Origin of the sequence: Streptomyces sp. NPDC047515, assembly GCF_040643055.1 — a bacterium.
Taxonomy (GTDB): Bacteria; Actinomycetota; Actinomycetes; order Streptomycetales; family Streptomycetaceae; genus Streptomyces.
Genome location: NZ_JBEYTM010000004.1, coordinates 133443 through 158295 on the forward strand (window position 1 = coordinate 133443; position 24853 = coordinate 158295).

Genomic DNA, 24853 nt, shown 5'->3' on the forward strand with positions numbered 1-24853 from the left:
GTACGCAAAGCTGGTGCCGCTGTTGGTGCCGCTGTGCAGAAAGCTCAGCCTCATTGTCCCGTACGCGCGGGTACGGCGTGAGCTCGGGGTCACGCCTCGCCCGTCGGGTCCTCACCGCGGTCCAGGGCCTTCCAGAGGTCCTCGGGCCGGTCCGGGTCCGGGGCGGTGCGGGCGGCCTTGCGGGGGCGGGGGGTGCCGTCCCGTTCGTACCGTCCCGACATGGTCGGCCAGAGCTTCCCGTACCGCAGGGCGAGCAGTCCGGCGAGGAGGATCAGCAGGCCGCCGGCCGCGGTGACGTAGGGCCACGCGGTGTGGCTGAGGACGCCGATGGTCGCCGCGGTGTCGCCGGTGGTCTGCGCGGCCTTCTCATTGAGCGCCGAGCTGTCGGAGGCGCCGAGGCAGGCGCTCAGTCCGGCACCGAGGCCGCTGAGGGCGAGAAGCCCGGCGACGATCAGCCGCCCGCTGCTGCGCACGGCGAAGACGGCGACGAGGGCGGCCAGGCCGACAATGGCCAGGGCCGCCGGGAGACCGGTGACGTCCTGACCGTCGGCGGCCAGCGGCAGGGAGCCGCCGCCGACGGCCGCCCGGCCCTCGGCCCAGGTCTGGCCGGAGGCGAGCAGGACGACGGTGGCGCCGGCCGCGCCGAGGAGCAGTCCGGCGGCCAGGCTGCGGCGGCTTCCCGTGGCATCGGCGGTAGCCGCTCGGGCACGGGGCTGGGGTACGGGAACAGCACTCACATACCCCACTATCCCCTACGGCCTCGTCAGCCGTGGAGCCGGTTGGCCGTATGCACCGCGCGGAGCACGGCGGCGGCCTTGTTGCGGCACTCGGTGTCCTCGGCGACCGGGTCGGAGTCGGCGACGACACCGGCTCCGGCCTGGACGTACGCCGTGCCGTCGCGGAGCAGGGCGGTCCGGATGGCGATGGCGGTGTCGGAGTCCCCGGCGAAGTCGAGGTAGCCGACGCAGCCTCCGTACAGTCCGCGGCGGGTCGGTTCGAGCTCCTCGATGATCTGCATCGCACGGGGCTTGGGGGCGCCGGAAAGGGTGCCCGCGGGGAAGCAGGCGGTGAGGACGTCGAAGGCGGTGCGGCCCTCGGCGACCCGGCCGGTGACGGTGGAGACGATGTGCATCACGTGCGAGTACCGCTCGATCGACATGAAGTCGACCACCTCGACGGTGCCGGGTTCGCAGACCCGCCCGAGGTCGTTGCGGCCGAGGTCGACGAGCATCAGGTGCTCGGCGCGCTCCTTCGGGTCGGCGAGGAGTTCGTCGGCCAGCGCCTGGTCCTCCTGCGGGGTGGCGCCGCGGTGCCGGGTTCCGGCGATCGGGTGGACCATGGCGCGTCCGTCCTCGACCTTGACGAGGGCTTCCGGGCTGGAGCCCGCGACGTCGAAGCCGTCGAAGCGGAAGAGGTACATGTACGGCGACGGGTTGGTGGCGCGCAGCACCCGGTAGACGTCCAGCGCGCTCGCCGTGCACGGGGTTTCGAAGCGCTGGGAGGGGACGACCTGGAAGGCCTCGCCGGCCCTGATGCGCTCCTTTACGTCCTCGACGGCGTCCTGGTACGCCGCGCCGCCCCACAGCGCGGTGTACGGGGGGAGCTCGGACGGCGGCAGGGCGGCGGGGGTGTTCTCGACGGGGCGCGAGAGGTCCCGCTCCATGGCGTCGAGACGGGCGACGGCGTCCGCGTACGCCTCGTCGACGCCGGTCGCGAGGTCGTTGTGGTTGATCGCGTTGGCGATCAGGAGGACGCTGCCGTCCCAGTGGTCGAGCACGGCCAGGTCCGAGGTGAGCAGCATCGTCAGCTCGGGAAGGCGGAGGTCGTCCTCCGCACTGTCGCCGATCTTCTCCAGGCGGCGCACGACGTCGTAGCCCAGATAGCCGACCATGCCGCCGGTGAACGGGGGCATCCCGTTGTCGACGACCAGGTCGTGCGGGGTGTGCAGGGTCTCGATGGTGGCGCGCAGGGCCTGCAGCGGGTCACCGTCGACGGGGACTCCGACGGGCGGGGTGCCCAGCCAGTGGGCCTGCCCGTCGTGTGCGGTGAGGGTCGCGGCGCTGCGCACCCCGATGAAGGAGTAGCGCGACCAGGTGCGGCCGTTCTCCGCGGATTCCAACAGGAAGGTGCCGGTGCGCTCGCCCGCGAGTTTGCGGTAGAGGCCGACCGGGGTGTCGCCGTCCGCGAGGAGCCGGCGGCTGACGGGGATGACGCGCCGTTCGACGGCCAGCTTGCGGAAGGTATCGAGATCCATGGCGGCTGACCCTACTGGGCGAGCGGGAGGACGTCGGCGTCGAAACAGGTGCGGTCGCCGGTGTGGCAGGCGGCACCCGTCTGGTCGACCCTGACGAGGACGGTGTCGGCGTCGCAGTCGAGGGCGACGGACTTGACCTGCTGGATGTGGCCCGAGGTGTCGCCCTTGACCCAGTACTCCTGACGGCTGCGGGACCAGTAGGTGCAGCGGCCGGTGGTGAGGGTGCGGTGCAGCGCCTCGTCGTCCATCCAGCCGAGCATCAGTACCTCGCCGGTGTCGTACTGCTGGGCGATGGCCGGAACGAGCCCGTCGGCGCCGCGCTTGAGGCGGGCGGCGATGGCCGGGTCGAGGGTGCCGGACGGCGGCGGGGTGCTGGGCGTGGGCGCGCTGGTCATGCGCCCATTGTGCCGTGGTCGCGGGAGCGGTTCCGTGCGGCGTCCACTGGGCGGACCGCGTGCGACGGTCGTACGCTGGCGAACATGTCGACCCATGCGAAGCGCGAACGACTTCTGCTCGCCGACCTGTTGGAGGCGGCGGGACCGGAAGCCCCGACTCTGTGCCGGGGCTGGACGACCAGGGACCTCGCCGCCCATGTGGTGGTCCGCGAGCGTCGGCCGGACGCGGCGGGAGGTGCGCTGCTGAGCCTGCTGAAGAACCGCCTGGAGCGGGTGCAGGCGGAGTACACGGCGAAGCCGTACGAGGAGCTGATCCAGCTGATCCGTACCGGTCCGCCGCGGATGTCCCCGTTCGGTCTGAAGCAGATCGACGAGGCCGCCAACTCCGTCGAGTTCTACGTCCACGCGGAGGATGTGCGCCGGGCCCAGCCGGACTGGTCGCGGCGGGCGCTGGACCCGGTCTTCGCCGATGTGCTGTGGTCCCGTGCGGAGAGGACGGCCCGGCTGCTGGGCCGCAAGTCCCCGGTGGGGCTGGTACTGCGCCGCCCGAACGGCCAGACGGCGGTGGCGCACAAGGGCACCCCGGTCGTGACGGTCACCGGCGAGCCGGGCGAGCTGCTGCTCTTCGTGTTCGGCCGGCAGGACGCGGCGACGGTGGGGCTGGAGGGCGACCAGGAGGCGGTGGCCCGGCTGCACACGGCGGAGCTGGGCGTGTAGGGCGTACGGGGACGGGTCAGCGCGGGAGTTCCGCGCGGCGCAACCGGGTGAAGGTCAGAGCGGCCACCGCCCCCGCCGCGGACACCGCGGCGCTGGCGACGAAGACCGGGCCCGTCCCCCATGCGGCGACGGCGGCTCCCGCGACCGGGTAGCTGAGCGGTGCGATCGCATGGGTGAAGAGCGTCGACACGGAGGTGACCCGGCCCAGATAGGCGGGTTCGGTGACCGTCTGGATCAGGGCGCCGCACAGGGAGCCGCCGAGGCCCGCGAAGAGCCCGATGCAGACGGCGACGGCTACGGCGGGGCCCAGCGAGGGCGTGTAGGCCAGGGCCGCTATGGCGACCGCGCCGATCAGCACCATCAGACACATCACGAGCCCGGCCCGCGGCACCCGGCCGCGCACGGCGAGCACCAGGGCCGACGCACCGGCGCCGACCCCGAACGCGGCGACGATCCAGCCCATGCCGGAGGCGCCCCAGCCGCGCTCGCGGGCGAGCAGGATCAGCCCGAGGTTGAGCGGCCCCGCGAAGCCCAGTTCGCTGAGGGCGACGGCCAGCATGAGCGGTCCGAGCACCGGGTGACGGCGGATGTGGCGCAGCCCGTCGACCAGGTCGTGCCAGGCGGTGCCGGACGGTTCGGCGGCTTCCCGGGCGGGCAGGGGGCTGATCCGCAGGGACAGGAGCAGCGGCAGTGATACGGCGAAGAGCACCCCGGCCGCGGCGAACGCGAGCCTCGGGCCGCCGACAGCCACCGCGACGCCGCCGAGCGGGGCTCCCACGACATTGGCGGTACGGGCGGCGAGTCCGCGCAGTCCCTGGACGCGGGCGAGCTGTCCGGCGGCGGTGATCCGGGGCGGCAGGGCGCCGACGGCCGGCAGGAAGAGGGCGTCGACCACGCCGAAGACGAGCGCGACGGCGATCAGCATCCACACGGCGGGCGAGGTGAGCAGCAGCGCGCCCGCCAGGCCCAGCACGACCAGGCAGCGGGCGGCGTCGCTGGTGATGACGACGCGGCGCGGTCCGATCCGGTCGGCGAGCACTCCCCCGCCGAGCATCAGTAAGGCCCTGGGTATGGAGCCGACGGCGAGCACGAGTCCGGTCTGGGTGGCGCTGCCGGTGCGGGCGGCGGCCCAGGCGAGCGCCATGTAGTAGACGCTGTCGCCGATCAGCGACGAGGTGTAGGCACCGAGCCAGCGCAGGACGTTGCCGTCGCGGTGGGCAGGGCGTTCGGGGGCATTCGTGGCCGTTCCGGTGACAGTCATGAGGGTCCTCTCGGGGTGTCGGCTCAGGTGTGGAACGGGAATGCGTACAGGTGCACAGCGACGTTCTCGCGACCTTCCGTGTCCCCGGCCTCGTCGCGGGCACGGCCGAGCTCTTCGTACCGGTCGATCAGCTGGTGCATCTCACGGCTGAGCGCCGAGAGCTCCTCGGCGGTGAGCCGGGCCAGGTACTCGGAGCCGGAGGCGGCGCTGCGCCACTCCTGTGGCCAGCTCTGGGCCGAGTCGATGTAGCGGCGGTACAGCTCGACATGCTGGTCGAACGAGAGCCGGCCGACAGCGGCGTGGGTGGCGACCTTCTCGGGTGCGTCGCTGAAGTCCTCCTCGTGGAAGGTCAGCCCCTTCGAGGCGGGCTGCCACCAGCGCTCCCGGCCGTCCTTGCCCTGCCGCTCGGCCTCCTCGATCAGACCGTGGTCGGCGAGCTTGCGCAGGTGGTAGCTGACCAGCGAGACCGCCTCGTCGACCTGCTCGGCGAGCTGGGAGGCGGTGGCCTTACGGGAGATGTAGAGGGCCCTGTAGAGCTTCATCCGCAGGGGGTGCCCGAACGCCTTCAGGGTCTCCAGATCCGAGATCCGGCGCATTTCATTGCTTGCCATGCGCCCTACCGTAGACAGGAAAGAAAACTTGCGCAATCTTTATTGCGCAATAAAAGTTGCAGGATTCGGCGCGGTGCTCGGCGGTCGGCGGTCGGCGGTCGGCGAGAAGAGGGGGGAAGAGGGGGGAAGAGGGGGGAAGAGGGGGGAAGAGGGGGAAACGGCCCTCGAAACGCCGATCGCCGGACGGAGCCGAAAAATCGGCTCCGTCCGGCGATCGGTGGGTGCGGCGGTCAGCGGACCGGGTGTCCGGCCTCCCTGAGCGCGCCCTTGACCTCGGAGATCCGCAGATCGCCGAAGTGGAAGACGGACGCGGCGAGCACCGCGTCGGCCCCCGCCGCGATGGCCGGCGCGAAGTCCGCGAGCCGGCCCGCGCCGCCGGAGGCGATGACGGGGACGGTCACGTGTCGGCGCACCGCCGCGATCATCTCGGTGTCGTAGCCGTCCTTGGTGCCGTCCGCGTCCATGGAGTTGAGCAGGATCTCGCCCGCGCCCAGTTCGGCGGCCCGGTGCGCCCATTCGACGGCGTCGATGCCGGTGCCCCTGCGGCCGCCGTGCGTGGTGACCTCGAAGGTGCCCGCGGGTGTGCGCCGGGCGTCCACGGAGAGCACCAGGACCTGGCGGCCGAAACGCTCGGCGATCTCCCGGATCAGGTCCGGGCGGGCGATGGCCGCGGTGTTGACGCCGACCTTGTCCGCACCGGCCCGCAGCAGCTTGTCGACATCGTCGGCGGTCCGGACGCCGCCGCCGACCGTGAGCGGGATGAAGACCTGCTCGGCGGTGCGGCGCACCACGTCGTAGGTGGTCTCCCGATCGCCGCTGGACACGGTGATGTCGAGGAAGGTCAGCTCGTCGGCGCCCTCGGCGTCGTACAGCTTCGCCATCTCGACCGGGTCGCCCGCGTCGCGCAGGTTCTGGAAGTTGACGCCTTTGACGACCCGGCCGTTGTCGACGTCCAGGCACGGGATGACGCGTACCGCGAGAGTCACCGCGCACCTGCCCGGTACGCCTCGACCTCGACCTCGACGACCAGGCTCGGGTCCACGAAACCGGACACGATGATCATCGACGCGGCGGGGCGGACGTCGTCGAAGAGCTCCTTGTGGGCGCGGCCGACCTCGTCCACGTCCCGGGCGTGCGTGAGGTACATCCGGGTACGCACGACATCCTCGCGGCCCAGACCGAGCTGCTTCAGCGCGTCGAAGGCGACCTTGAACGAGGTGACGGTCTGCTCGTACGGGCCGCCCGCGGAGATCTGCCCGTTCTCCACCGACGTGCAGCCGGCGACCAGGACGAGGCCGTTCGGCAGCTCGACCGCGCGGGAGTAGCCGAACTTGTCCTCCCAGGGGGCGCCTGAGGAGATGCGATTGACGGAGTCGGTCATTCGGAGACCACCTGCAGTGCCTCTTCGAGGGTGAACGCCTTCGCGTACAGCGCCTTGCCGACGATCGCGCCCTCGACGCCGTCCGGGACGAGCGAGGAGATGGCTCGCAGGTCGTCCAGCGAGGAGACACCGCCGGAGGCGACGACGGGCTTGTCGGTGGCGGCGCAGACGTTCTTCAGGAGTTCGAGGTTGGGGCCCTGGAGCGTCCCGTCCTTGGCGATGTCGGTGACGACGTAGCGGGCGCAGCCCTCGGAGTCGAGGCGGGCGAGCGTCTCGTAGAGGTCGCCGCCGTCGCGGGTCCAGCCCCGGCCGCGCAGGGTCGTGCCGCGGACATCCAGACCGACGGCGATCTTGTCGCCGTGCTCGGCGATGACCTTGGCGACCCACTCCGGGGCCTCCAGGGCGGCGGTACCGAGGTTGACCCGGGTGCAGCCGGTGGCCAGGGCCGCGGCGAGCGAGGCGTCGTCGCGGATGCCGCCGGAGAGCTCGACCTTGATGTCCATGGACCGGGCGACCTCGGCGATCCGCTCCCGGTTGTCGCCGGTGCCGAACGCGGCGTCCAGATCGACGAGATGTAGCCATTCGGCGCCCGCCCGCTGCCAGGCGAGGGCGGCCTGCAGGGGGTCACCGTAGGAGGTCTCGGAGCCGGACTCGCCGTGGACCAGGCGGACGGCCTGGCCGTCACGGACGTCGACGGCGGGGAGGAGTTCAAGCTTCGGCATTACAGCGTCTCGATCCAGTTGGTCAGCAGCTGGGCGCCGGCATCGCCGGACTTCTCGGGGTGGAACTGGGTGGCCCACAGTGCGCCGTTCTCCACGGCGGCGACGAACGGCTCGCCGTGGGTGGCCCAGGTGACCCGGGGCGCGCGGATCTTGGCGTTGGTGACCTCCAGGCTCCAGTCGTGCACGGCGTAGGAGTGCACGAAGTAGAACCGGGCCTCGGGGTCGAGACCCGCGAAGAGCTGGGAGTCCTCGGGGGACCGCACGGTGTTCCAGCCCATGTGCGGGACGATCGGGGCCTTCAGCGGGGCGACGGTGCCGGGCCATTCGTCCAGCCCCTCCGTCTCCACGCCGTGCTCGATGCCCCGCTCGAAGAGGATCTGCATGCCCACGCAGATGCCCATGACGGGGCGGCCGCCGGAGAGCCTGCGGCCGATGATCCATTCACCACGGGCCTTCTTCAGGCCGTCCATGCAGGCGGAGAACGCGCCGACGCCGGGCACCAGCAGCCCGTCGGCGTTCATCGCCTTCTCGTAGTCGCGGGTGATCTCGACGTCCGCGCCGACGTGGGCGAGGGCCCGCTCGGCGGAGCGGACATTGCCGAAGCCGTAGTCGAAGACGACGACCTTCTTTTTCGCGCTCTGCGTATCGCTCACAAGTCGTACCTCAGTCCCAGAGTCCCTGGATCCGCATGACGCCCGCGATCAGGCACATCACGGACGCGAGCCCGAGCAGGACGATGACTCCCTTGGGCATCTTCTGCTTCGAGAAGGAGTAGACCCCACCGGCCAGGAAGAGGCCGACCAGGATCAGGATGGTGTTGAGGCCGGTCACAGCGCGCCCTTCGTGGAGGGGAGTATCCCGGCGGCGCGCGGATCGTGCTCGCTGGCGTAGCGCAGGGCGCGGGCGAGCGCCTTGAACTGGCACTCCACGATGTGGTGGGCGTTGCGTCCGTACGGCACGTGGACGTGCAGGGCGATCTGGGCCTGGGCGACGAAGGACTCCAGGATGTGCCGGGTCATCGTCGTGTCGTACGCGCCGATCATGGGCGCCATGTTCTCGGGCTCGGTGTGCACCAGGTACGGGCGGCCGGAGAGGTCGACGGTGACCTGGGCGAGCGACTCGTCCAGGGGGACGGTGCAGTTGCCGAAGCGGTAGATGCCGACCTTGTCGCCGAGGGCCTGCTTGAACGCGGCTCCGAGCGCGAGGGCGGTGTCCTCGATGGTGTGGTGCGAGTCGATGTGCAGGTCGCCGTCGGTCTTGACCGTGAGGTCGAAGAGCCCGTGCCGGCCGAGCTGGTCGAGCATGTGGTCGTAAAAACCGACCCCGGTCGACACATCGACCTTGCCGGTGCCGTCGAGGTTCATCTCGACGAGCACCGAGGTTTCCTTGGTCGTGCGTTCGACTCTTCCTACGCGGGCCGCGCGAGTCATGCGTCGTGCTCCTTCTTGGCGATCTCATTTACAAGCGTGCGTACCGCATCGAGGAACGCGTCGTTCTCTGCCGGGGTGCCCGCGGAGACCCGCAGCCATCCCGGTACGCCGTTGTCCCGGACCAGGACGCCCCGGTCGAGAATCCGCTGCCAGGCGGCGTGGCTGTCTGCGAAGCGGCCGAACTGGACGAAGTTGGCGTCCGAGTCGGTGACGTCGTAGCCGAGCGCGCGCAGCTCCGTGACGATCCGGTCGCGCTCGCTCTTCAGCTGGGCGACGTATCCGAGCAGCGTATCGGTGTGCTCCAGGGCGGCGAGCGCGGTGGCCTGGGTGACGGAGGACAGGTGGTACGGCAGCCGCACCAGCTGGACCGCGTCGACGACGGCCGGGTCGGCGGCGAGGTAGCCGAGACGCAGTCCGGCGGCGCCGAACGCCTTCGACATGGTCCGCGAGAGCACCATGGTCGGCCGGCCCTCGATCAGCGGGAGCAGCGAGGCGTGGTGGCTGAACTCGCCGTACGCCTCGTCGACGACGACCATCGACGGCCCGGCCGCCTGGGCCGCGTCGTACAGCGCGAGAACGGTCTCGGCGTCGACGGCGGTGCCGGTGGGGTTGTTGGGCGAGGTGATGAAGACGACGTCGGGCCGGTGCTCGGCGATGACCTTCCGGGCCGCGTCGACGTCGATGGTGAAGTCCTCGTTGCGCGGTCCGGAGATCCAGCCGGTACCGGTGCCCCGGGCGATGAGGGCGTGCATGGAGTACGAGGGCTCGAAGCCGATCGCGGTGCGGCCGGGGCCGCCGAAGGTCTGCAGCAGCTGCTGGAGCACCTCGTTGGAGCCGTTGGCCGCCCAGACGTTGTCGAGAGCGACCTCGTACCCGGCGGTGCGGCTGAGGTAGCGGGCCAGTTCCGTGCGGAGCTCGACGGCGTCCCGGTCGGGGTAGCGGTTGAGGTCGCGGGCGGCCTCGCGGACGCGCTCGGCGATCCGCTCGACGAGTGCCTCGGGCAGCGGGTACGGATTCTCGTTGGTGTTCAGCCGCACGGGTACGTCGAGCTGCGGCGCCCCGTACGGGGACTTGCCGCGCAGCTCGTCGCGGATCGGGAGATCGTCGATGCGCGTGGTCGTGCGGGGGGTGTTGCTCTGCGTCACTGCTGTGGAACCTCTCCGCCGAACCTGGCCTTGAGCGCGGCGCCGTGGGCGGGAAGGTCCTCCGCCTCGGCGAGGGTCACGACATGGTGGGTGACCTCGGCGAGCGCGTCACGCGTGTAGTCGACGATGTGGATGCCGCGCAGGAAGGACTGCACCGACAGGCCCGAGGAGTGGCAGGCGCAGCCGCCGGTGGGCAGGACGTGGTTGGAGCCGGCGCAGTAGTCGCCGAGCGAGACGGGGGCCCACGGCCCGACGAAGACCGCCCCGGCGTTGCGGACCCGGTCGGCGAGCGCGGCGGCGTCGGCGGTCTGGATCTCCAGGTGCTCGGCGGCGTACGCGTCGACGACCTTGAGGCCGTCCTCCAGGTCGTTGACCAGGACGATCGCGGACTGGCGGCCGGCCAGTGCGGGCTCGATCCGGTCGGTGACGTGCTTGGTCGCGGCGACCTGACGCTTCAGCTCGGCCTCGGTGGCGGCGGCCAGTTCCTCGGAGTCGGTGACCAGGACGGCGGCGGCCATCGGGTCGTGCTCGGCCTGACTGATCAGGTCGGCGGCGACGTGCACCGGGTCGGCGGTGGAGTCGGCGAGGATCGCGATCTCGGTGGGGCCCGCCTCGGCGTCGATGCCGATCCGGCCCTTGAGGAGGCGCTTGGCGGCGGCGACGTAGATGTTGCCGGGGCCGGTGACGAGGTTCACCGGAGGGCATTCGGCCGTTCCGTACGCGAACATCGCGACAGCCTGGGCGCCGCCGGCCGCGTACACCTCGTCGACGCCGAGCAGGGCACAGGCGGCCAGGATGGTGGGGTGCGGCAGACCGCCGAAGTCCTTCTGCGGCGGCGAGGCCACGGCGAGGCCCTCGACGCCCGCCTCCTGGGCCGGAACGACGTTCATGACGACGGACGACGGGTAGACGGAGCGCCCGCCCGGCACGTACAGCCCGACGCGGTCGACCGGCACCCACTTCTCGGTGACGGTGCCGCCGGGGACGACCCGGGTGGTGTGCGTGGTGCGGCGCTGCTCGCCGTGGACGAGGCGGGCGCGGCGGATCGACTCCTCCAGCGCGGCCCGTACAGCGGGATCGAGCCGCTCCAGCGCCTCGGCGAGCGCCGCGGCCGGAACGCGGATCGATTCGATCCGTACGCCGTCGAATTTCTCCCCATACTCGATCACTGCCGCCGAGCCACGATGGCGTACGTCCTCGCAGATGGGCCGCACCGTCTCCAGGGCGGCTTCCACATCGAACTCGGCACGGGGCAGCAGGTCGCGCAGGGCTCCACCCTCGGGGAGGGCGTTGCCGCGCAGGTCGATTCGAGAGATCACACCGCAATTCTCGCAGACCGCCTCCGGCGTCCGGTCGCCCGTATCACTGGCTGATACATGTCCCGGCCATCACTCCTGACCAATAGCGTTCACGTCGTCACCCAGAGGGAACACCAGAGGGAAGAACGGCTCCGAGTGGAAGGGGCACCCGTGACCGAACCGCACGACGGCGATTTTCCGGACGGTCTCAGCGCGGCCGAGCTGGGCATGTGGCAGGCCTTCAGGAACGGCAGCACCTACGATCTGCGCGCGCGTGACCCGGCGCGGGACGATCCGTTCGCCCCGCGTGTCTGGGGACCGGAACGCAGTGTGGACGGGCGCGTCGTCGCCCGCCTGCTGCTGTCCGGTCCCCCGCCGCGGCCCGGCCGGGTCGCCGCGCTGAAGCTCCGGGGCGTGCGGATCACGGGGACACTGGATCTGGCGGGCGGGCGCGTCGCGCCGTACGTCGAGCTGACCGGCTGCCGCTTCGAGAGCGAGGTGGTGCTGCCCGAGTGCCACTTCACGACGTTGCGGATCGTCGGCTGTTCGATGCCGCGGCTGGAGGCGGCGAGGCTGCGCACCGAGGGCGATCTGCATCTGCCGCGCTGCCGCGTCGCTCACGGGATCCGGCTCACCGACGCCCAGATCGGCACCGACCTGCTGATCAACCAGATCGAGATCGGCCCCGACCGCAACGGGCGGGCCCTGGCCGCTGACGGGCTGGCGGTCGCCCAGGACCTGCAGGCGGAGCTGGTCGAGGCGCGCGGCGAGCTGAGTCTGCGCGGGGCGAAGGTCGGCGGTTCGCTGAGTCTGCGCGGCAGCCGGCTGCGAGGTAGGGAGGGGCGGCGCGCGCTGAACGCCCCGCAGCTGACGGTGGAGCGCACGCTGTACATGAGCGAGGCGTGGGTGAGCATCGACACCGGGATCCAGGGCACCACTCCCCCGTACGGCATCGTCATGGCCCCGACCCCGGCGCGCGGTACGCGTTCGCAGTTCTTCGAGTGCCGCGGCGGGGTGCGTCTGGACGACGGCCGGTTCGGCGACGCGGTCGATCTGCACAAGGCGCGGTTCGTACTGGCCCGGCACGAGGAGCTGTCGCTGCGCCGGATCGTCACCCCGGAGCTGCGCTTCAACCCGGAGCGGCCGGAGGAGGGCCGGGTCGTCCTGAACGGCGCGAGGGTCGTCACGCTGATCGACGTGTCGACGAGCTGGCCGGGGCCCGGCGGGCTGGCGATGGGCGGTTTCGTGTACGAGAACCTCGTCCCGTACGGGCACTTCCCGCTCTCCCGGCGCCTGGAGTGGGTGGCGGCGGCGACCCCGGAGTACGTACCGGAGCCGTACGAACGCCTCGCGACGGTGCTGCGCAGCTGCGGGGAGGACGCGGACGCCCGTGAGGTCCTGCTGGCCAAGCAGCGGCGGCGGCGCGAGACGCTGCCGCCCGCCGCGAAGCTCTGGGGCTTCCTGCAGGACTGGACGGTGGCGTACGGCTACCGGCCGGGGCGGGCCGCGGTGTGGATGGCGGTGCTGTGGGCGGCGGGCACGCTGGCCTTCTCCCGGCACGTCCCGGCGGCGATCAACCAGGACGAGCATCCGGAGTGGAACCCGGCGCTGTACGCCCTCGATCTGCTGGTGCCGGTGATCAACCTCGGTCAGGACGGTAACTGGCGCATGCAAGGCGGCTGGCAGTGGGCGGCGGCGGTGCTTGTCCTGCTCGGCTGGATACTGGCCACGACGGTCGCGGCCGGCGCTTCACGGCTGCTGCGCCGCGGCTGAGAGGTCGGCCGACAGCCTCTGAGCGGAATCCGGCCACGGCGGGACGGACCGACGAGCACGGGGCGACCGTCCGAGCGAGGGTCGCCCTTCCGGCGGCACCCGCTCACCGTGGCCGGGTTCCCAGGTCGAACGACTGGCCGAAGCACGGCACACATACCGGGCGGCCGACACCGAAGCGTCAGGAACAAGCCAGACTCCACGCTTTCCTTTACTTTTTATTGACCAAGCTCGATACAACCCATTCACTCGGCACCAACTCTTCACAGTGCCCCTCTGGCGCGGCCCCGACCAGCGCTTTTCAATGGTCTGCACCATGCCATTCCTTCGCGCTCTGTTCCGTACCGCGCGCACGATCCGGCGCTCCCCCCAAGGGCTCGCCGGACTGCCGTCGGACGACGCGGTGCTGCTCGACGCCCCCGACGAGCGGCTCTCCCCGGCGCTCGTCGCCGCCGCCCTCGGGGAGTACGAACCGGCCGCGAAGCTCCTCGCCACCACCCGGGACGGCGCCGAGTGGGAGAACCGGGACCGCTACCTCGGCCGGCTCGCCACCTTCGCCCGCAACCGCGACGGCTGGCTGACCGACTGGCTCGCCGCCGCGCCGCACGATCCGGACGCGCTGCTCGTCAAGGCCGAACTGGCGGTCCGCCGGGCCTGGGAGTCGCCGGTCCGGGCCGAGCAGCTGCGCGAGCTGGGACCGCTGATCACCGCGGCGGCCGAAGCCGTTCCGCGCGACCCCGTGCCCTGGCGGCTCGCGCTCGACCACGCACGCGGCACCCACGCCACGCACACCACCTTCGAGGCGCTGTGGGAGCAGGCGATCCAGCGCTCCTCGCACCACTACGGCTGCCATGTCGCGGCCCTGCGATACCTCTCCGCCGCCTGGTACGGCTCGCACCGCGAGTGCTTCGACTTCGCCGAGCGGGCCGCCGAGGACTCGCTGCCCGGCTCGCTGGTGCAGGCACTGCCGCTGCGGGCCGCCTTCGCCGTGCTGATCGAGGGACCGGCCGTACGCACCACCTCGGTGCAGGACGAACGGATCGACGCCGCGGCGGACCTGGCGATCGCCCTGTCCGCCTCGTTCGCACCGGGCGATGCCTGGCCGGCCGAGGCCCGCAACCTGCTGGTGTTCGTGCTGGTCACCCGGGGCCGCTGGGAAGAGGCGCTGGAACAGTTCCGGCGGATCGGACCGCATGCGGCCTCGTTCCCGTGGTCGTCGGTCTCCGACGACCCGCTCGGCCGGTTCCTCGACACGAGGGACGAAGCGCGGCGCCGGGCGGCCTGTGTGACGCCCTCGCCGGGCCGGGCCGACCACAGCGGGCCACACGGCCATTACGCTTGACCGTTGTGACCACCGCCCGCCTGCCTCTGTTCCCGCTGAACGCGGTGCTGTTCCCCGGCCTCGTGCTGCCGCTGAACGTCTTCGAGGAGCGTTATCGCGCCATGATGCGCGAGCTGCTGAAGACCGACGACGACGAGCCCCGCCGCTTCGCCGTGGTCGCGATCCGCGACGGCCGCGAGATCGCCCCGACGGCCACCGGAATGCCGGCCGCGACGCACACCCGCGCCGAGCGCGGCCCCGCCGACGGCTTCGGCCCGGATCCGGTCCAGACCTTCCACCGGGTCGGCTGCATCGCCGACGCGGCGAAGATCCGGGAACGGCCGGACGGCAGCTTCGAGGTCCTCGCGACCGGCACCACCCGGGTCAAGCTGCTCTCCGTCGAGGCGAGCGGCCCCTATCTGACCGCCGAGCTCGAAGAGCTGGACGAGGAACCCGGCGAGGAGGCCGGCGCGCTCGCGGAGGGTGTCCTGCGGGCCTTCCGCGCCTACCAGAAGCGGCTGGCCGGTGCGAGCGAACGGTCGCTGACGACGGGCGCGAACCTTCCCGACGACCCCTCCGTCGTCTCCTACCTGGTCGCGGCGGCGGCCGTGCTCGACATTCCGTCGAAGCAGCGGCTGCTCCAGGCACCCGACACCGCGACCCGGCTGCGCGAGGAACTGACGCTGCTGCGCGCCGAGACCGCCGTCATCCGGCATCTGCCGTCCCTGCCGGCGGTGGACCTGACCCGGGCCCCGACCCACCCCAACTGACCGACGACCGACCCGAGGACCCTTCCCCGTGGCGAAGAAGCCGAAGAAGCAGCAACAGTCAGGCGGCACCCCGGCGACGGTCGCACTGACCGCGGCCGGTACGGCGTTCACCGTCCACGCCTACGAGCACGACCCGGCGTCGGCCTCCTACGGCGAGGAGGCCGCCGAGGCACTCGGCGTCTCCCCCGACCGGGTCTTCAAGACGCTCGTCGCGGACGTCGACGGCGCCCTCACCGTCGCGGTCGTCCCGGTGGCCGGTTCCCTGGACCTCAAGGCCCTGGCCTCCGCGGTCGGCGGCAAGCGCGCCGCGATGGCCGACCCGGCGGCAGCGGAACGCACCACCGGCTACGTACGGGGCGGCATCTCCCCGCTGGGCCAGCGGAAGCGGCTGCGTACGGTGCTGGACGCGTCGGCGCGGTCCCACGAGACCATCTGCGTCTCGGCGGGCCGCCGCGGCCTGGAGGTCGAACTGGCCCCCACGGATCTGGCCTCGCTGACGGGAGCGGTGTTCGCGGAGATCGGCCGGGAGTAGTCCCGCCCCGCTGTTCTCTCGATCCGCCGGGCGCAACGGGGCCCGCCCGGCGCTTGAGGTCCGGAGGATCCGGAGGTCCGAGGGGCTGAACCCTCGGCTCCGGGAGGAGGCGGGTAGGGGCCGTTCCCCCGCAGCGGCCCACCCCCCAGACCCTAGGACCCTTCCGGCGGCACACCCGCACCCGGAGCCGCGGGCCCCGCCGCGGGCCCCGCACCCGGCACGGGTCCATCCGCGGCCCACCCCGGAAACGCACCCCACTCCGGTTCCGGATCCCGCGGCCCGAACAGCGCCGTCAACCCGAGATGAACCGCCATCGCCGCCAGCGACCACATGAGCAACGCGGCCCCCTTGGCCCGCAGCCGAAGCGGTGCGTCGAAGACCACGCCCTTGCCGACCGCCCGCGCGTGCGCGACCACATCCTGGTTCGGCCCGAGCCATACGCCCAGCCGCCAGGCGACCAGGGACCCGAGCAGTCCGCCCAGCGCCAGCCCCACCACCAGGGCGATCCCGCCGCGCCGCTGGAACCAGAAGACCAGCGCCGCGGAGACCGCACCGCATGCCAGCGCGAGGAGCACGAACGTGCCGTCGGCGCCGATCGCCTCCTCGCCCTCGCTGTCACTCAGGAAGACGGCCGTGCCGTCCGAGATCAGCGGGACCCGCGGAGCCAGCCACACCCACAGGAGTCCGAGCACGACACCCGAGACCGTCACGAGCAGGGTGACGAGAGCGGCCCGCCGTAGATCCGACCGGCGGTCGTTCTCCCCGTCGGACTCCGCCAGGACACCGGGGCCAGGGCCGCCGGGACCACCGGACCCGCCCCATTTCGGCGGGGTCTGCCAGGGGTCGTCGGACGAGGGCTGGTGAGGCGGTGTCAGAGGTGCGGTCACCCTGCCATCGTGCCAGGCGTACCTGTGCCGCGCCTCACCGGACCGCTGCCCTGCGGTACGCCCAGGTGGCCGCGGCCAGCGACAGGACACCGACGGCGGCGCAGACCGCGAGGTCCAGTGCGACGACCGCCCAGTCGGGGTGGGCGTCGAAGGACCGGGAGAGCGCCTCGACACCATAGGTCGAGGGCAGCAGATCACGGGCCCAGTCGACCGGCGCGGGCAGCCGGTCGGCCGGCAGGACACCGAGCAGCAGCGCCGCCGACATGCCCAGCTGCCCGAGCAGCGTGGCCAGCTCCTGCCGGGGCGCGAGCAGTCCCAACGCCGCGCCGAGCCCGGAGAGCGCCGCCCCGGAGAGCGGGATGACGGCGACGAGCACCCACAGGTGCGTCAGTGGCAGTCCGAACAGCACGCTCCCCGCCACGGCCGTGACGATCGTGCCGGGCACGGTGAAGGAGGCGTACGCCCCGGCCGCGCCGAGCACCACCGCGGCAGGCGGCACGGGCAGCGTGGCGTAGTGGTCGAGCCCACCGCCCGCCCGCAACTGCCCGAAGTACTGGGCGAGCAGATTGAGCGCGACGAAGGCCACCACGAGAACGCTGGATCCGGCGACGACGGCCCGCGCCTCGGAGCCGCCGTCGACGACCCCGCGCATCAGCACCATGATCCCCACGGACTGGAAGGTCGCGACGAAGAGCAATGGCATGCGGGCGACCCTGGCCCTGGAGAGCTGGGCGCGGTAGACGGCCGCGAGCGAGGGGAACAGCCGGGCCCGCGGCGCGAGCGGCGCGGCGGCCGCCCCGTCGTGACCGTGACCGTCGCCGACGGCACGGCCGTCCTCGGCGGTCCGGACGGGTCCGGTCACCGCCTGCGCGGGAACGATGCTCGTCACCTGGCGCTGCTCCTCTTCGCTCCCTGCCCGGCCACGCACGCGCAGCCGGCCGCCACTCCCGTCCCGGCCACGCACGCGCAGCCGGCCGCTCCGCGCCTCCCGCGCGTCCCGGTCGCCCCGCCCGCCCCGGTCATGACTTCACCAGCCCCATGGTCGTGTCCCCGCCGAGCGCGAGATAGACGTCCTCCAGGCTGGGCGTCGCCAGCGTGAAGTCGTCGAGTGCGGCGAAGGCCGCGCCGCCGGTCACCGCGGCGACCGCCGCCCGTGCCTCGTCGGGGCCGAGCCGCAGCACCCAACGCCGCCCGGACTCCTGGGCCGAGCCGCGCAGCGCGGCGACCTCGGGCACCTCCAGGGGCGCGCGTTCACGCCACACCAGCTCGACCCGGACCTCGCCGGCGACCCGTTCCTTGAGTCCGGTCGGCGTGTCGCAGGCGATGACCTTGCCGCGTTCGATCACGGCGACCCGGTCGAGGACCGTCTCGGCCTCGATGACGTTGTGGGTGACGAGCAACACCGTGGTGCCGCGCTCGGCCCGGCGGCGGTCCACGGCGGCCCAGACGGCGCGCCGCGCGACGGGGTCCATCCCGGTCGTCGGCTCGTCCAGCACCAGCACCGGCCGCTCGCCGACCAGCACGGCGGCGAAGCAGGCCAGCCGCCGCTGCCCGCCGGACAGCTTCTTCAGGGGGCGCCCCGCGATCTCGGTGAGGCCGAGTTCGTCGAGTACGGCGTCGCGTCCGGCGCGGGCGTCCCGTACCGCGAGGCCGCGCAGGCGTCCGGTGGTCTCGGCGGCGAGCGACACGGTCAGTTCGTCGAGGGCGGTGGACTCCTGCCCGAGGTACCCGATCAGCCGGGAGGCCCGTTCGGGGTGGCGGACGAGGTCGTGGCCCAGCACGGTGACGCTGCCGGAGTCGGGCCGCATCAGCCCGGTGAGCTGTCGAACCAGGGTGGACTTCCCCGCGCCGTTGGGCCCGAGGAGTCCGAAGATCTCGCCGCGCCGCACCTCCAGGCTGATCCCGTCGGTGGCGCGCACCTCGGGTGTGGCGGGTGCCCCGCGACGGCCGCGGGCGGCGGGATAGGTCTTGACCAGATCACGCACCACGCACACGGTCCCGGTCGCCGTCTGCGCCTGTGCTGTGCCCGTACTCACGAGGTACGAGAGTACGGGGTCGGATGCCCCGTATTGCGCCCGGGGCCGTGCCGGTCGGGCATCGACGCCGCATTCGCGGGACGGGGATGCCCGCCCGGCGGGCCCGCCGCCCCGTCAGTCGCCGGACAGGCCCGTCCGCTCCGCCGGCGGGGCGTGCTCCGCCGCGGCCCGTACATCGATCTCCCGCCAGAACCCCGCACGGATCGCATAGCGGTCGTGCTCGTCGATCTGGTCGTCCTTGTGGGCGAGCAGGCCGAACCGTGCCGCGTACCGCAGCAGTTCACCGTCGATGCGGTGCGGGATGCGCGGATACATGGTCGACAGCTTCTGCAGATGGGTGTTCTCCGGCAGCCGCTCCATCCAGCGGCGGGCGAAGACCTGACCCACCTCGAAGGGATCGCCGCCGACGGTGGTGATGTCCTCCTCGCGGTCCGCCCAGCGCTGCTCGGCGCTGGTGAGCTGCGCCAGCGTCGGGAGGGACGCGGTTTCGGCGGGCTCTCCCAGCGGTCCGCCGCGCTCCATCCAGCCCTTGTCGGAGGACCAGCGCAGCGTCGCGTTGGCGGGCGAGGGCTGCGGGGACTGCTGGGTCGACTGGACACCGGGGCCGCGCAGGGTGCCTGCCAGGTCCTTGGGGGTGGGGACACCCCTTCCGCCGGGGCCGGGCCGGTCGGCGGCGGGGCTTTCCTCGGGCGGTGGGGCGGCGTTGTCGGTGACGTCCGTGGCCTCGGCCTCCGAGGCCCGCTCGGCGGAGGCGGCGAGGGCCGCCTCGGGCAGGGGCGCGGAGAGGATCGCGGCGATCTCCGGGCGGGGCACGGGCGGCGGGGCACAGACACCGCCGGTCTCCTTGGCACGTACGGCCCCGGTGATCCAGGCCCGGTCGAGCACCCTTCGTTCATCGGCCTCGGCGACGAGGTCCTCGGACTGGTTGTAGTCGCCGTCGGCGGCCTGGACGGCCCACAGATGGACGGCGACGCCGTGTTCCTTGGCGGACATCAGGCCGGGCAGCAGATCACCGTCGCCGGTCACCAGTACCACGTCGGAGCAGGCCCGGTTCCTGGCCAGTTCGGTGAGTTCGGCGTGCATCGCGGCGTCGACGCCCTTCTGCGCCCAGCGGCCGTCACTGCGGGTGAGAGCGCCGAGCCGGACGGTCACCCGGGGCATCACACGCAGCCTGCGGTGCTCGGGCTGCGGTACGCGGTCGGGGGCGCCGTCGAACCAGTAGATCCGCAGCAGCGGTTGCTGCGTGTCGGCCTCCGCCAGCTCGCGCAGGCCCCGGATGAGGGCCGCGTGGTCGACGGTGATGCGGGAACGGGCGGGCTCTCCGGCCAGCAGGCTCGCGGCCGCGCCCAGCAAGTAGCCGGCGTCCACCAGGACGACGCAACGGTCCACGCGTTCCACCCTCTTCCAGAAGTTCGGGTGCGGTCTTGGAGGGGCTCACAAAATGGGCGCCCGGCTCGCGACGCCTGGCACGCACGCTCGCTGCATTGCCGAAATGCCCTAGTAGCTCCGCTACGAGGACCTTCCAGCGCCTTGCGATCGTACGCACCAGACGCCGCGAGCTGATCGGACTCCCATTTTGTGAGCTCCTCTCAGCCCAAGGGTTTCCTTCGAGTCTGCCCGACCACGCAGGGGTTGACGGCCGGAACTCGATCATCGGCGTGGCGGATCCGGAAAACGGCGCATGATACCTGATCGCTACGCACGGTAATGATCCAACATGCATGCTTTACACCATTATGTGAATCTGAACGCGGTCCTGGCCCCGAGAGTCCCCACAGGAGGAACACCATGGCCAAGAACAAGAACCGCAAGCAGGGCAGCCAGCAGAACCGCACGACCGGTCCGGAGCGCGGCGCGGAAGAGACCAAGTCGCCCGCGTACGACTCGCAGATACAGCCTCAGTCGCAGGCCCAGGGCAGCCCTGCCGATGTCGCCCGTAAGCACCAGCGGCGCTTCGGCCACAACTGACCGGGCGAATCGCCGGCCCCGGTCCGGACACCGGCCGGGCAGCCGAGAGGGGCGCTCCCGCCTTCGCGGGGCGCCCCTCTCGTACGTCGGCGGTGAACCGGCTCAGCCGGCCAGGCAGGACGGGCCGAGCAGCACCTTCAGGTCACCGAAGAGCGCCGGGTCGGGCTTCACCCGGTGCCGGTCGAGCCGGAGCACCGTGGTCTTGCGGGGGCCCTGGAGCTTGATCCGCACCTCGGTGTCTCCCCGGTGGTTGCTGAGGACCTCGCCGAGGCGGCTGACCATCGGCGGGGTGATCTTGACCGTGGGGATGGTCAGGACCACGGGGGCGTTGGTGCCGGCCGACGAGATGTCGGGGACCTGCATCTCCATGGCGACCAGGCGGGGCACGTCCTCGCGCTTGTCGAGGCGCCCCTTGACGAAGACGACGGTGTCCTCGACGAGCTGGGTGGAGACGAGCTGGTACGTGGCGGGGAAGAACATGCACTCGATGGAACCGGCCAGGTCCTCGACCGTGGCGATGGCCCAGGCATTGCCCTGCTTGGTCATCTTCCGCTGGAGACCCGAGATGATGCCGCCCACGGTGACGATGGCGCCGTCGGCGTGCTCCCCGCCGGTCAGCTGGGAGATCGAGGAGTCGGCCTTGTCGGACAGCACGTGCTCCAGCCCGAAGAGCGGATGGTCGGAGACGTACAGGCCGAGCATCTCGCGCTCCTGCGCCAGCAGATAGGACTTCTCCCACTCGATGTCGGAGAACTCCACGTCGAGCCCGAAGCCCGGCTCGTCGCTCTCCTCCTCGCCCATGCCGCCGAAGAGGTCGAACTGCCCCTCGGCCTCCTTGCGCTTGACCTGCACCACGTTGTCGATCATCGGCTCGTGGTGGGCGACCAGCCCCTTGCGGGTGTGGCCCATCTCGTCGAAGGCGCCGGCCTTGATCAGTGATTCGACGGTGCGCTTGTTGCAGACGACCGCCTCGACCTTGTCCAGGAAGTCGGGGAAGCTGCTGTACTTCCCCTTCGCCTTGCGACACCGGATGATCGAGTCGACGACGTTCTGGCCCACGTTGCGGACGGCCGTGAGGCCGAAGAGGATCACGTCGTCGCCCTGTGCGGCGAAGTTCGACAGGGACTCGTTGACATTGGGCGGCAGCACCTTGATGCCCATGCGACGGCACTCGTTGAGATAGACCGCCGACTTGTCCTTGTCGTCCTTGACCGAGGTCAGCAGAGCCGCCATGTACTCGGCGGGGTAGTTCGCCTTCAGGTACGCGGTCCAGTAGGTGACCAGGCCGTACGCGGAGGAGTGGGCCTTGTTGAACGCGTATCCGGCAAACGGCACCAGGACGTCCCAGAGCGCCTGGATCGCCGCGTCCGAGTAGCCGTTCTTCTTGGCGCCCGCCTGGAAGAGAACGAAGTTCTTCGCCAGTTCCTCGGGCTTCTTCTTGCCCATCACGCGGCGCAGGATGTCGGCCTCGCCGAGCGAGTACCCGGCGATGATCTGGGCGGCCTTCTGCACCTGCTCCTGGTAGACGATCAGGCCGTAGGTCAGGCCGAGCGTCTCCTTGAGCGGCTCCTCCAGCTCCGGGTGGATCGGGGTGATCTCCTGCCGGGCGTTCTTGCGCTCGGCGTAGTTCGTGTGCGAGTTCATGCCCATCGGGCCCGGCCGGTACAGGGCCGAGACGGCGGAGATGTCCTCGAAGTTGTCGGGCTGCATCTGGCGCAGCAGCGAGCGCATGGGGCCGCCGTCGAACTGGAACACGCCGAGCGTGTCACCGCGGCAGAGCAGTTCGTACGTCTTCGGGTCGTCCAGCGGGAGGCTGAGCAGGTCCAGCTTGACGCCCTTGTTGGACTCCACCATCTTGACGGCGTCGTCCATGATGGTCAGGTTGCGCAGCCCGAGGAAGTCCATCTTCAGCAGGCCGAGCGACTCGCACTGCGGGTAGTCCCATTGCGTGATGGTGACGCCGTCGGTGTGCCGCACCCACACCGGGGCGTGGTCGACGATCGGCTCACTGGACATGATCACGCCGGCGGCGTGCACGCCCATCTGCCTCACCAGGCCCTCGACGCCCTTCGCCGTGTCGATGACCTTCTTCACGTCCGGCTCGTTCTCGTACATCCCCCGGATCTCGCCCGCCTCGCTGTAGCGCGGGTGCTTGGGGTCGGTGATGCCGTTGAGATCGATGCCCTTGCCGAGGACGTCGGCGGGCATGGCCTTGGTGAGCCGGTCACCCATCGCGTACGGGTAACCGAGGACACGGGCGGAGTCCTTGATGGCGTTCTTCGCCTTGATCTTGCCGTACGTACCGATCATGGCGACCTTGTCGGCGCCGTACTTCTCCGTCACGTACCTGATCACTTCGACGCGCCGACGCTCGTCGAAGTCGATGTCGACATCGGGCATGGAGACGCGCTCTGGGTTGAGGAACCGCTCGAAGATCAGCCCGTGCTCGATGGGGTCGAGGTCGGTGATCCCCATCGCGTACGCGACGATCGAACCGGCCGCGGAGCCACGGCCGGGGCCGACCGCGATGCCGTTGTTCTTCGCCCACATGATGAAGTCCGCGACCACCAGGAAGTACCCCGGGAACCCCATCTGGATGATGACGTCCATCTCGTACTCGGCCTGCTTCTGCCGGTCCTCGGGGACGCCGCCCGGGAAGCGCCGGTTCATGCCGACCCGGACCTCCTCCTGGAACCAGGTGATCTCCGTGTAGCCGTCCGGGATCTCGAACTTCGGCATCAGGTCGCGCTTCTCGAACATCCCGGCGGTGTCGATCTGCTGCGCGACCAGCAGCGTGTTGGCGCAGCCCTCCTGCCAGGCGTCGGAGGAGTCGACGGCGTACATCTCGTCGGTGGTCTTGAGGTAGTAGCCGGTGCCGTCGAAGCGGAAGCGGTCCGGGTCGGAGAGGTTCTTGCCGGTCTGGATGCACAGCAGCGCGTCGTGCGCGGTCGCCTCGTGGGCATAGGTGTAGTGGGAGTCGTTGGTCACCAGCGGCGGAATGCTGAGCTTTTTGCCGATTTCGAGGAGCCCGTCACGGACGCGGCGCTCGATCTCGATGCCGTGGTCCATCAGCTCCAGGAAGTACCGGCCCGCACCGAAGATGTCCTTGTAGTCCGAGGCCGCCTGCACCGCCTCGTCGAACTGGCCCAGCCTCAGCCGTGTCTGCACCTCGCCCGAGGGGCAGCCGGTCGACGCGATCAGCCCCTCGGACCACTGGGCGATGGTCTCCTTGTCCATACGCGGCCACTTCTGCAGCCAGCCCTCCGCGTACGCGTCCGACGACAGCCGGAAGAGGTTGTGCAGCCCCGTCGAGTTCGCCGCCCAGATCGTCTTGTGGGTGTACCCGCCCGAACCCGAGACGTCGTCGCGCTTCTGATGCGGCTGACCCCACTGGATCTTCCGCTTGTGCTTGCGCGACTCCGGGGCGACGTACGCCTCGATCCCGATGATCGGCGTCACGCCCGCCTTCTGCGCCGAATGGAAGAAGTCGTACGCACCGTGCAGATTGCCGTGGTCCGTCATCGCGATATGCGACATGCCCATTTCATTGCACGCGTTGAACATGTCCTTGAGCCGCGCGGCACCGTCCAGCAGCGAGTACTGGGTGTGGACGTGAAGGTGCGTGAAGGGCGGCTTGGTCACGGCGCTGTGCCTCCGGGAAACGGGCGATGACGGACTGGGGGGACAGCGTGGAAGTCTACGTCTCCGGGCGGGCGGACGCCGCGTCTCGCCGACTGTGGTCGCGCGCCGCCGTCGTGACGGACGTCACCACGACAAAACGTGACACCTCACTTAATCCACCTCCGGAATATGGCGATTTTTCTGAACGTCGGTTTCCGCGCGCTTCCATTAACCCATTGCCTCACCTTCCGGCAGGGGTTAGCATCCCCCCGTTCCGAAAAAGTGAAGGAAATCGGTGGGGGATATGAACTTCAAGAAAGCTCTGGTTTCGATTGCCGCCACGACCGCGGTACTGGGGGGCTTCACCATCGGCACGGCGGCGTCCGCCAGCGCCGCGAGCTACGGATGCGGGAGCGTCGGCCACAACAACTCCGACGCCGTGCACAAGGTCGTGGTCGGCCACCTGCGCAACGGCCCGGCCGATACGTGCACGCAGACCCTTTCCGTGGCACCCGGCACCACGTTCTACGCATGGTGCGGCGTCTACAACAAGTACGGAAACCTCTGGGTGTACGGGCGTCTGGCCGGCGGCGAGACGAAGGGCTGGATCTACTCCAAGAACCTGACCCTGGAATCCGGTTCCGTAAAGATTTGCTGACCCATTTTCCAGGAACGGCCCGCCTGAATTCCGGCGGGCCTTTTCCGCTGTTCCGCTCGCGATACGCATCGACGCC

General features: G+C 70.9%; 25 protein-coding genes. 7 read left to right on the top strand and 18 right to left on the bottom strand.

Annotated elements, in window-relative coordinates; translation table 11 throughout:
- Positions 1-89: 89 nt before the first annotated feature.
- Genes ABZ826_RS04770 through hisI form a run of 3 tightly spaced genes read right to left on the bottom strand, consistent with a single transcriptional unit; the run spans position 90 to position 2649 of the window.
- Positions 90-746: a TIGR02234 family membrane protein gene (locus tag ABZ826_RS04770; protein ID WP_361442143.1), complete on the bottom strand. Its 657-nt coding sequence runs from the start codon at positions 744-746 to the stop codon at positions 90-92.
- Positions 747-763: 17 nt separating this feature from the next.
- On the bottom strand, positions 764-2254 hold the full coding sequence (locus ABZ826_RS04775) for an anthranilate synthase component I (protein ID WP_361442146.1): 1491 nt from the start codon (positions 2252-2254) through the stop codon (positions 764-766).
- A gap of 11 nt (positions 2255-2265) precedes the next feature.
- Positions 2266-2649 (bottom strand): phosphoribosyl-AMP cyclohydrolase, encoded by a 384-nt coding sequence (gene hisI / locus ABZ826_RS04780; protein ID WP_361442149.1) that lies wholly within the window; start codon positions 2647-2649, stop codon positions 2266-2268.
- Between the two features lie 84 nt (positions 2650-2733).
- On the opposite strand from hisI, the gene ABZ826_RS04785 reads away from it, so the two are divergent.
- The gene (locus tag ABZ826_RS04785) at positions 2734-3366 is read left to right on the top strand and encodes a TIGR03085 family metal-binding protein (protein ID WP_361442152.1); all 633 of its coding nucleotides are present in this window, start codon (positions 2734-2736) and stop codon (positions 3364-3366) included.
- Between the two features lie 16 nt (positions 3367-3382).
- On the opposite strand, the gene ABZ826_RS04790 is transcribed toward ABZ826_RS04785, so the two are convergent.
- From ABZ826_RS04790 to hisD, 10 genes are all read right to left on the bottom strand, one after another.
- Complete coding sequence (locus ABZ826_RS04790) at positions 3383-4627, bottom strand: MFS transporter (RefSeq protein WP_361442155.1); 1245 nt, start codon at positions 4625-4627, stop codon at positions 3383-3385.
- 23 nt (positions 4628-4650) lie between these two features.
- Positions 4651-5238 carry a helix-turn-helix domain-containing protein gene (locus ABZ826_RS04795; protein WP_361442158.1) on the bottom strand — a complete coding sequence of 196 codons (588 nt, stop codon included), beginning with the start codon at positions 5236-5238 and terminating at the stop codon, positions 4651-4653.
- 230 nt (positions 5239-5468) lie between these two features.
- Positions 5469-6224 (bottom strand): imidazole glycerol phosphate synthase subunit HisF, encoded by a 756-nt coding sequence (gene hisF / locus ABZ826_RS04800; protein WP_361442161.1) that lies wholly within the window; start codon positions 6222-6224, stop codon positions 5469-5471.
- Positions 6221-6619: a RidA family protein gene (locus ABZ826_RS04805; protein WP_361442164.1), complete on the bottom strand. Its 399-nt coding sequence runs from the start codon at positions 6617-6619 to the stop codon at positions 6221-6223. Before ABZ826_RS04805 ends, hisF begins: the two co-directional genes overlap by 4 nt.
- Complete coding sequence (priA, locus tag ABZ826_RS04810) at positions 6616-7341, bottom strand: bifunctional 1-(5-phosphoribosyl)-5-((5-phosphoribosylamino)methylideneamino)imidazole-4-carboxamide isomerase/phosphoribosylanthranilate isomerase PriA (RefSeq protein ID WP_361442167.1); 726 nt, start codon at positions 7339-7341, stop codon at positions 6616-6618. Before priA ends, ABZ826_RS04805 begins: the two co-directional genes overlap by 4 nt.
- On the bottom strand, positions 7341-7994 hold the full coding sequence (gene hisH / locus ABZ826_RS04815) for an imidazole glycerol phosphate synthase subunit HisH (protein WP_361442170.1): 654 nt from the start codon (positions 7992-7994) through the stop codon (positions 7341-7343). Before hisH ends, priA begins: the two co-directional genes overlap by 1 nt.
- Before the next feature lie 10 nt (positions 7995-8004).
- Entirely contained in the window at positions 8005-8172 is a 168-nt protein-coding gene (locus tag ABZ826_RS04820; protein ID WP_361442173.1) for a hypothetical protein, read from the bottom strand.
- Positions 8169-8771 (bottom strand): imidazoleglycerol-phosphate dehydratase HisB, encoded by a 603-nt coding sequence (gene hisB / locus ABZ826_RS04825; RefSeq protein ID WP_351086611.1) that lies wholly within the window; start codon positions 8769-8771, stop codon positions 8169-8171. Before hisB ends, ABZ826_RS04820 begins: the two co-directional genes overlap by 4 nt.
- Positions 8768-9916 (bottom strand): histidinol-phosphate transaminase, encoded by a 1149-nt coding sequence (locus ABZ826_RS04830; protein ID WP_361442177.1) that lies wholly within the window; start codon positions 9914-9916, stop codon positions 8768-8770. Before ABZ826_RS04830 ends, hisB begins: the two co-directional genes overlap by 4 nt.
- A complete protein-coding gene (gene hisD, locus ABZ826_RS04835) occupies positions 9913-11235 on the bottom strand; it encodes a histidinol dehydrogenase (RefSeq protein ID WP_361442180.1) in 1323 nt (440 codons plus the stop codon). The genes ABZ826_RS04830 and hisD overlap by 4 nt, the downstream gene beginning before the upstream one ends.
- Positions 11236-11385: 150 nt before the next feature.
- Here hisD and ABZ826_RS04840 point away from each other — a divergent pair, with 150 nt between their 5' ends.
- From ABZ826_RS04840 to ybaK, 4 genes are all read left to right on the top strand, one after another.
- Positions 11386-12987: an oxidoreductase gene (locus tag ABZ826_RS04840; RefSeq protein ID WP_361442183.1), complete on the top strand. Its 1602-nt coding sequence runs from the start codon at positions 11386-11388 to the stop codon at positions 12985-12987.
- A gap of 301 nt (positions 12988-13288) precedes the next feature.
- Complete coding sequence (locus ABZ826_RS04845) at positions 13289-14326, top strand: hypothetical protein (protein ID WP_361442186.1); 1038 nt, start codon at positions 13289-13291, stop codon at positions 14324-14326.
- A gap of 5 nt (positions 14327-14331) precedes the next feature.
- Positions 14332-15075: an LON peptidase substrate-binding domain-containing protein gene (locus ABZ826_RS04850; RefSeq protein ID WP_361442189.1), complete on the top strand. Its 744-nt coding sequence runs from the start codon at positions 14332-14334 to the stop codon at positions 15073-15075.
- Between the two features lie 28 nt (positions 15076-15103).
- On the top strand, positions 15104-15607 hold the full coding sequence (gene ybaK / locus ABZ826_RS04855) for a Cys-tRNA(Pro) deacylase (protein WP_361442192.1): 504 nt from the start codon (positions 15104-15106) through the stop codon (positions 15605-15607).
- A 152-nt stretch (positions 15608-15759) separates the two neighbouring features.
- On the opposite strand, the gene ABZ826_RS04860 is transcribed toward ybaK, so the two are convergent.
- The 4 genes from ABZ826_RS04860 to ABZ826_RS04875 all read right to left on the bottom strand — a co-directional run bounded on the left by ABZ826_RS04860 (position 15760) and on the right by ABZ826_RS04875 (position 19928).
- Entirely contained in the window at positions 15760-16494 is a 735-nt protein-coding gene (locus tag ABZ826_RS04860) for an ABC transporter permease (protein ID WP_361442195.1), read from the bottom strand.
- A 34-nt stretch (positions 16495-16528) separates the two neighbouring features.
- The gene (locus ABZ826_RS04865; protein ID WP_361442487.1) at positions 16529-17257 is read right to left on the bottom strand and encodes an ABC transporter permease; all 729 of its coding nucleotides are present in this window, start codon (positions 17255-17257) and stop codon (positions 16529-16531) included.
- 256 nt (positions 17258-17513) lie between these two features.
- Positions 17514-18488 carry an ABC transporter ATP-binding protein gene (locus ABZ826_RS04870; protein ID WP_361442489.1) on the bottom strand — a complete coding sequence of 325 codons (975 nt, stop codon included), beginning with the start codon at positions 18486-18488 and terminating at the stop codon, positions 17514-17516.
- A gap of 156 nt (positions 18489-18644) precedes the next feature.
- Positions 18645-19928, bottom strand: coding sequence for an NYN domain-containing protein (locus tag ABZ826_RS04875; protein ID WP_361442198.1), 1284 nt, complete (start codon positions 19926-19928; stop codon positions 18645-18647).
- Positions 19929-20318: 390 nt separating this feature from the next.
- Here ABZ826_RS04875 and ABZ826_RS04880 point away from each other — a divergent pair, with 390 nt between their 5' ends.
- Positions 20319-20498, top strand: a complete 180-nt coding sequence (locus ABZ826_RS04880) for a hypothetical protein (protein ID WP_361442201.1) — start codon at positions 20319-20321, stop codon at positions 20496-20498.
- A 102-nt stretch (positions 20499-20600) separates the two neighbouring features.
- Here ABZ826_RS04880 and dnaE read toward each other — a convergent pair whose 3' ends face one another.
- Entirely contained in the window at positions 20601-24140 is a 3540-nt protein-coding gene (dnaE, locus tag ABZ826_RS04885) for a DNA polymerase III subunit alpha (RefSeq protein WP_361442204.1), read from the bottom strand.
- Between the two features lie 283 nt (positions 24141-24423).
- On the opposite strand from dnaE, the gene ABZ826_RS04890 reads away from it, so the two are divergent.
- Positions 24424-24777 carry a hypothetical protein gene (locus tag ABZ826_RS04890; protein ID WP_361442207.1) on the top strand — a complete coding sequence of 118 codons (354 nt, stop codon included), beginning with the start codon at positions 24424-24426 and terminating at the stop codon, positions 24775-24777.
- The last annotated feature ends 76 nt before the right edge of the window (positions 24778-24853 follow it).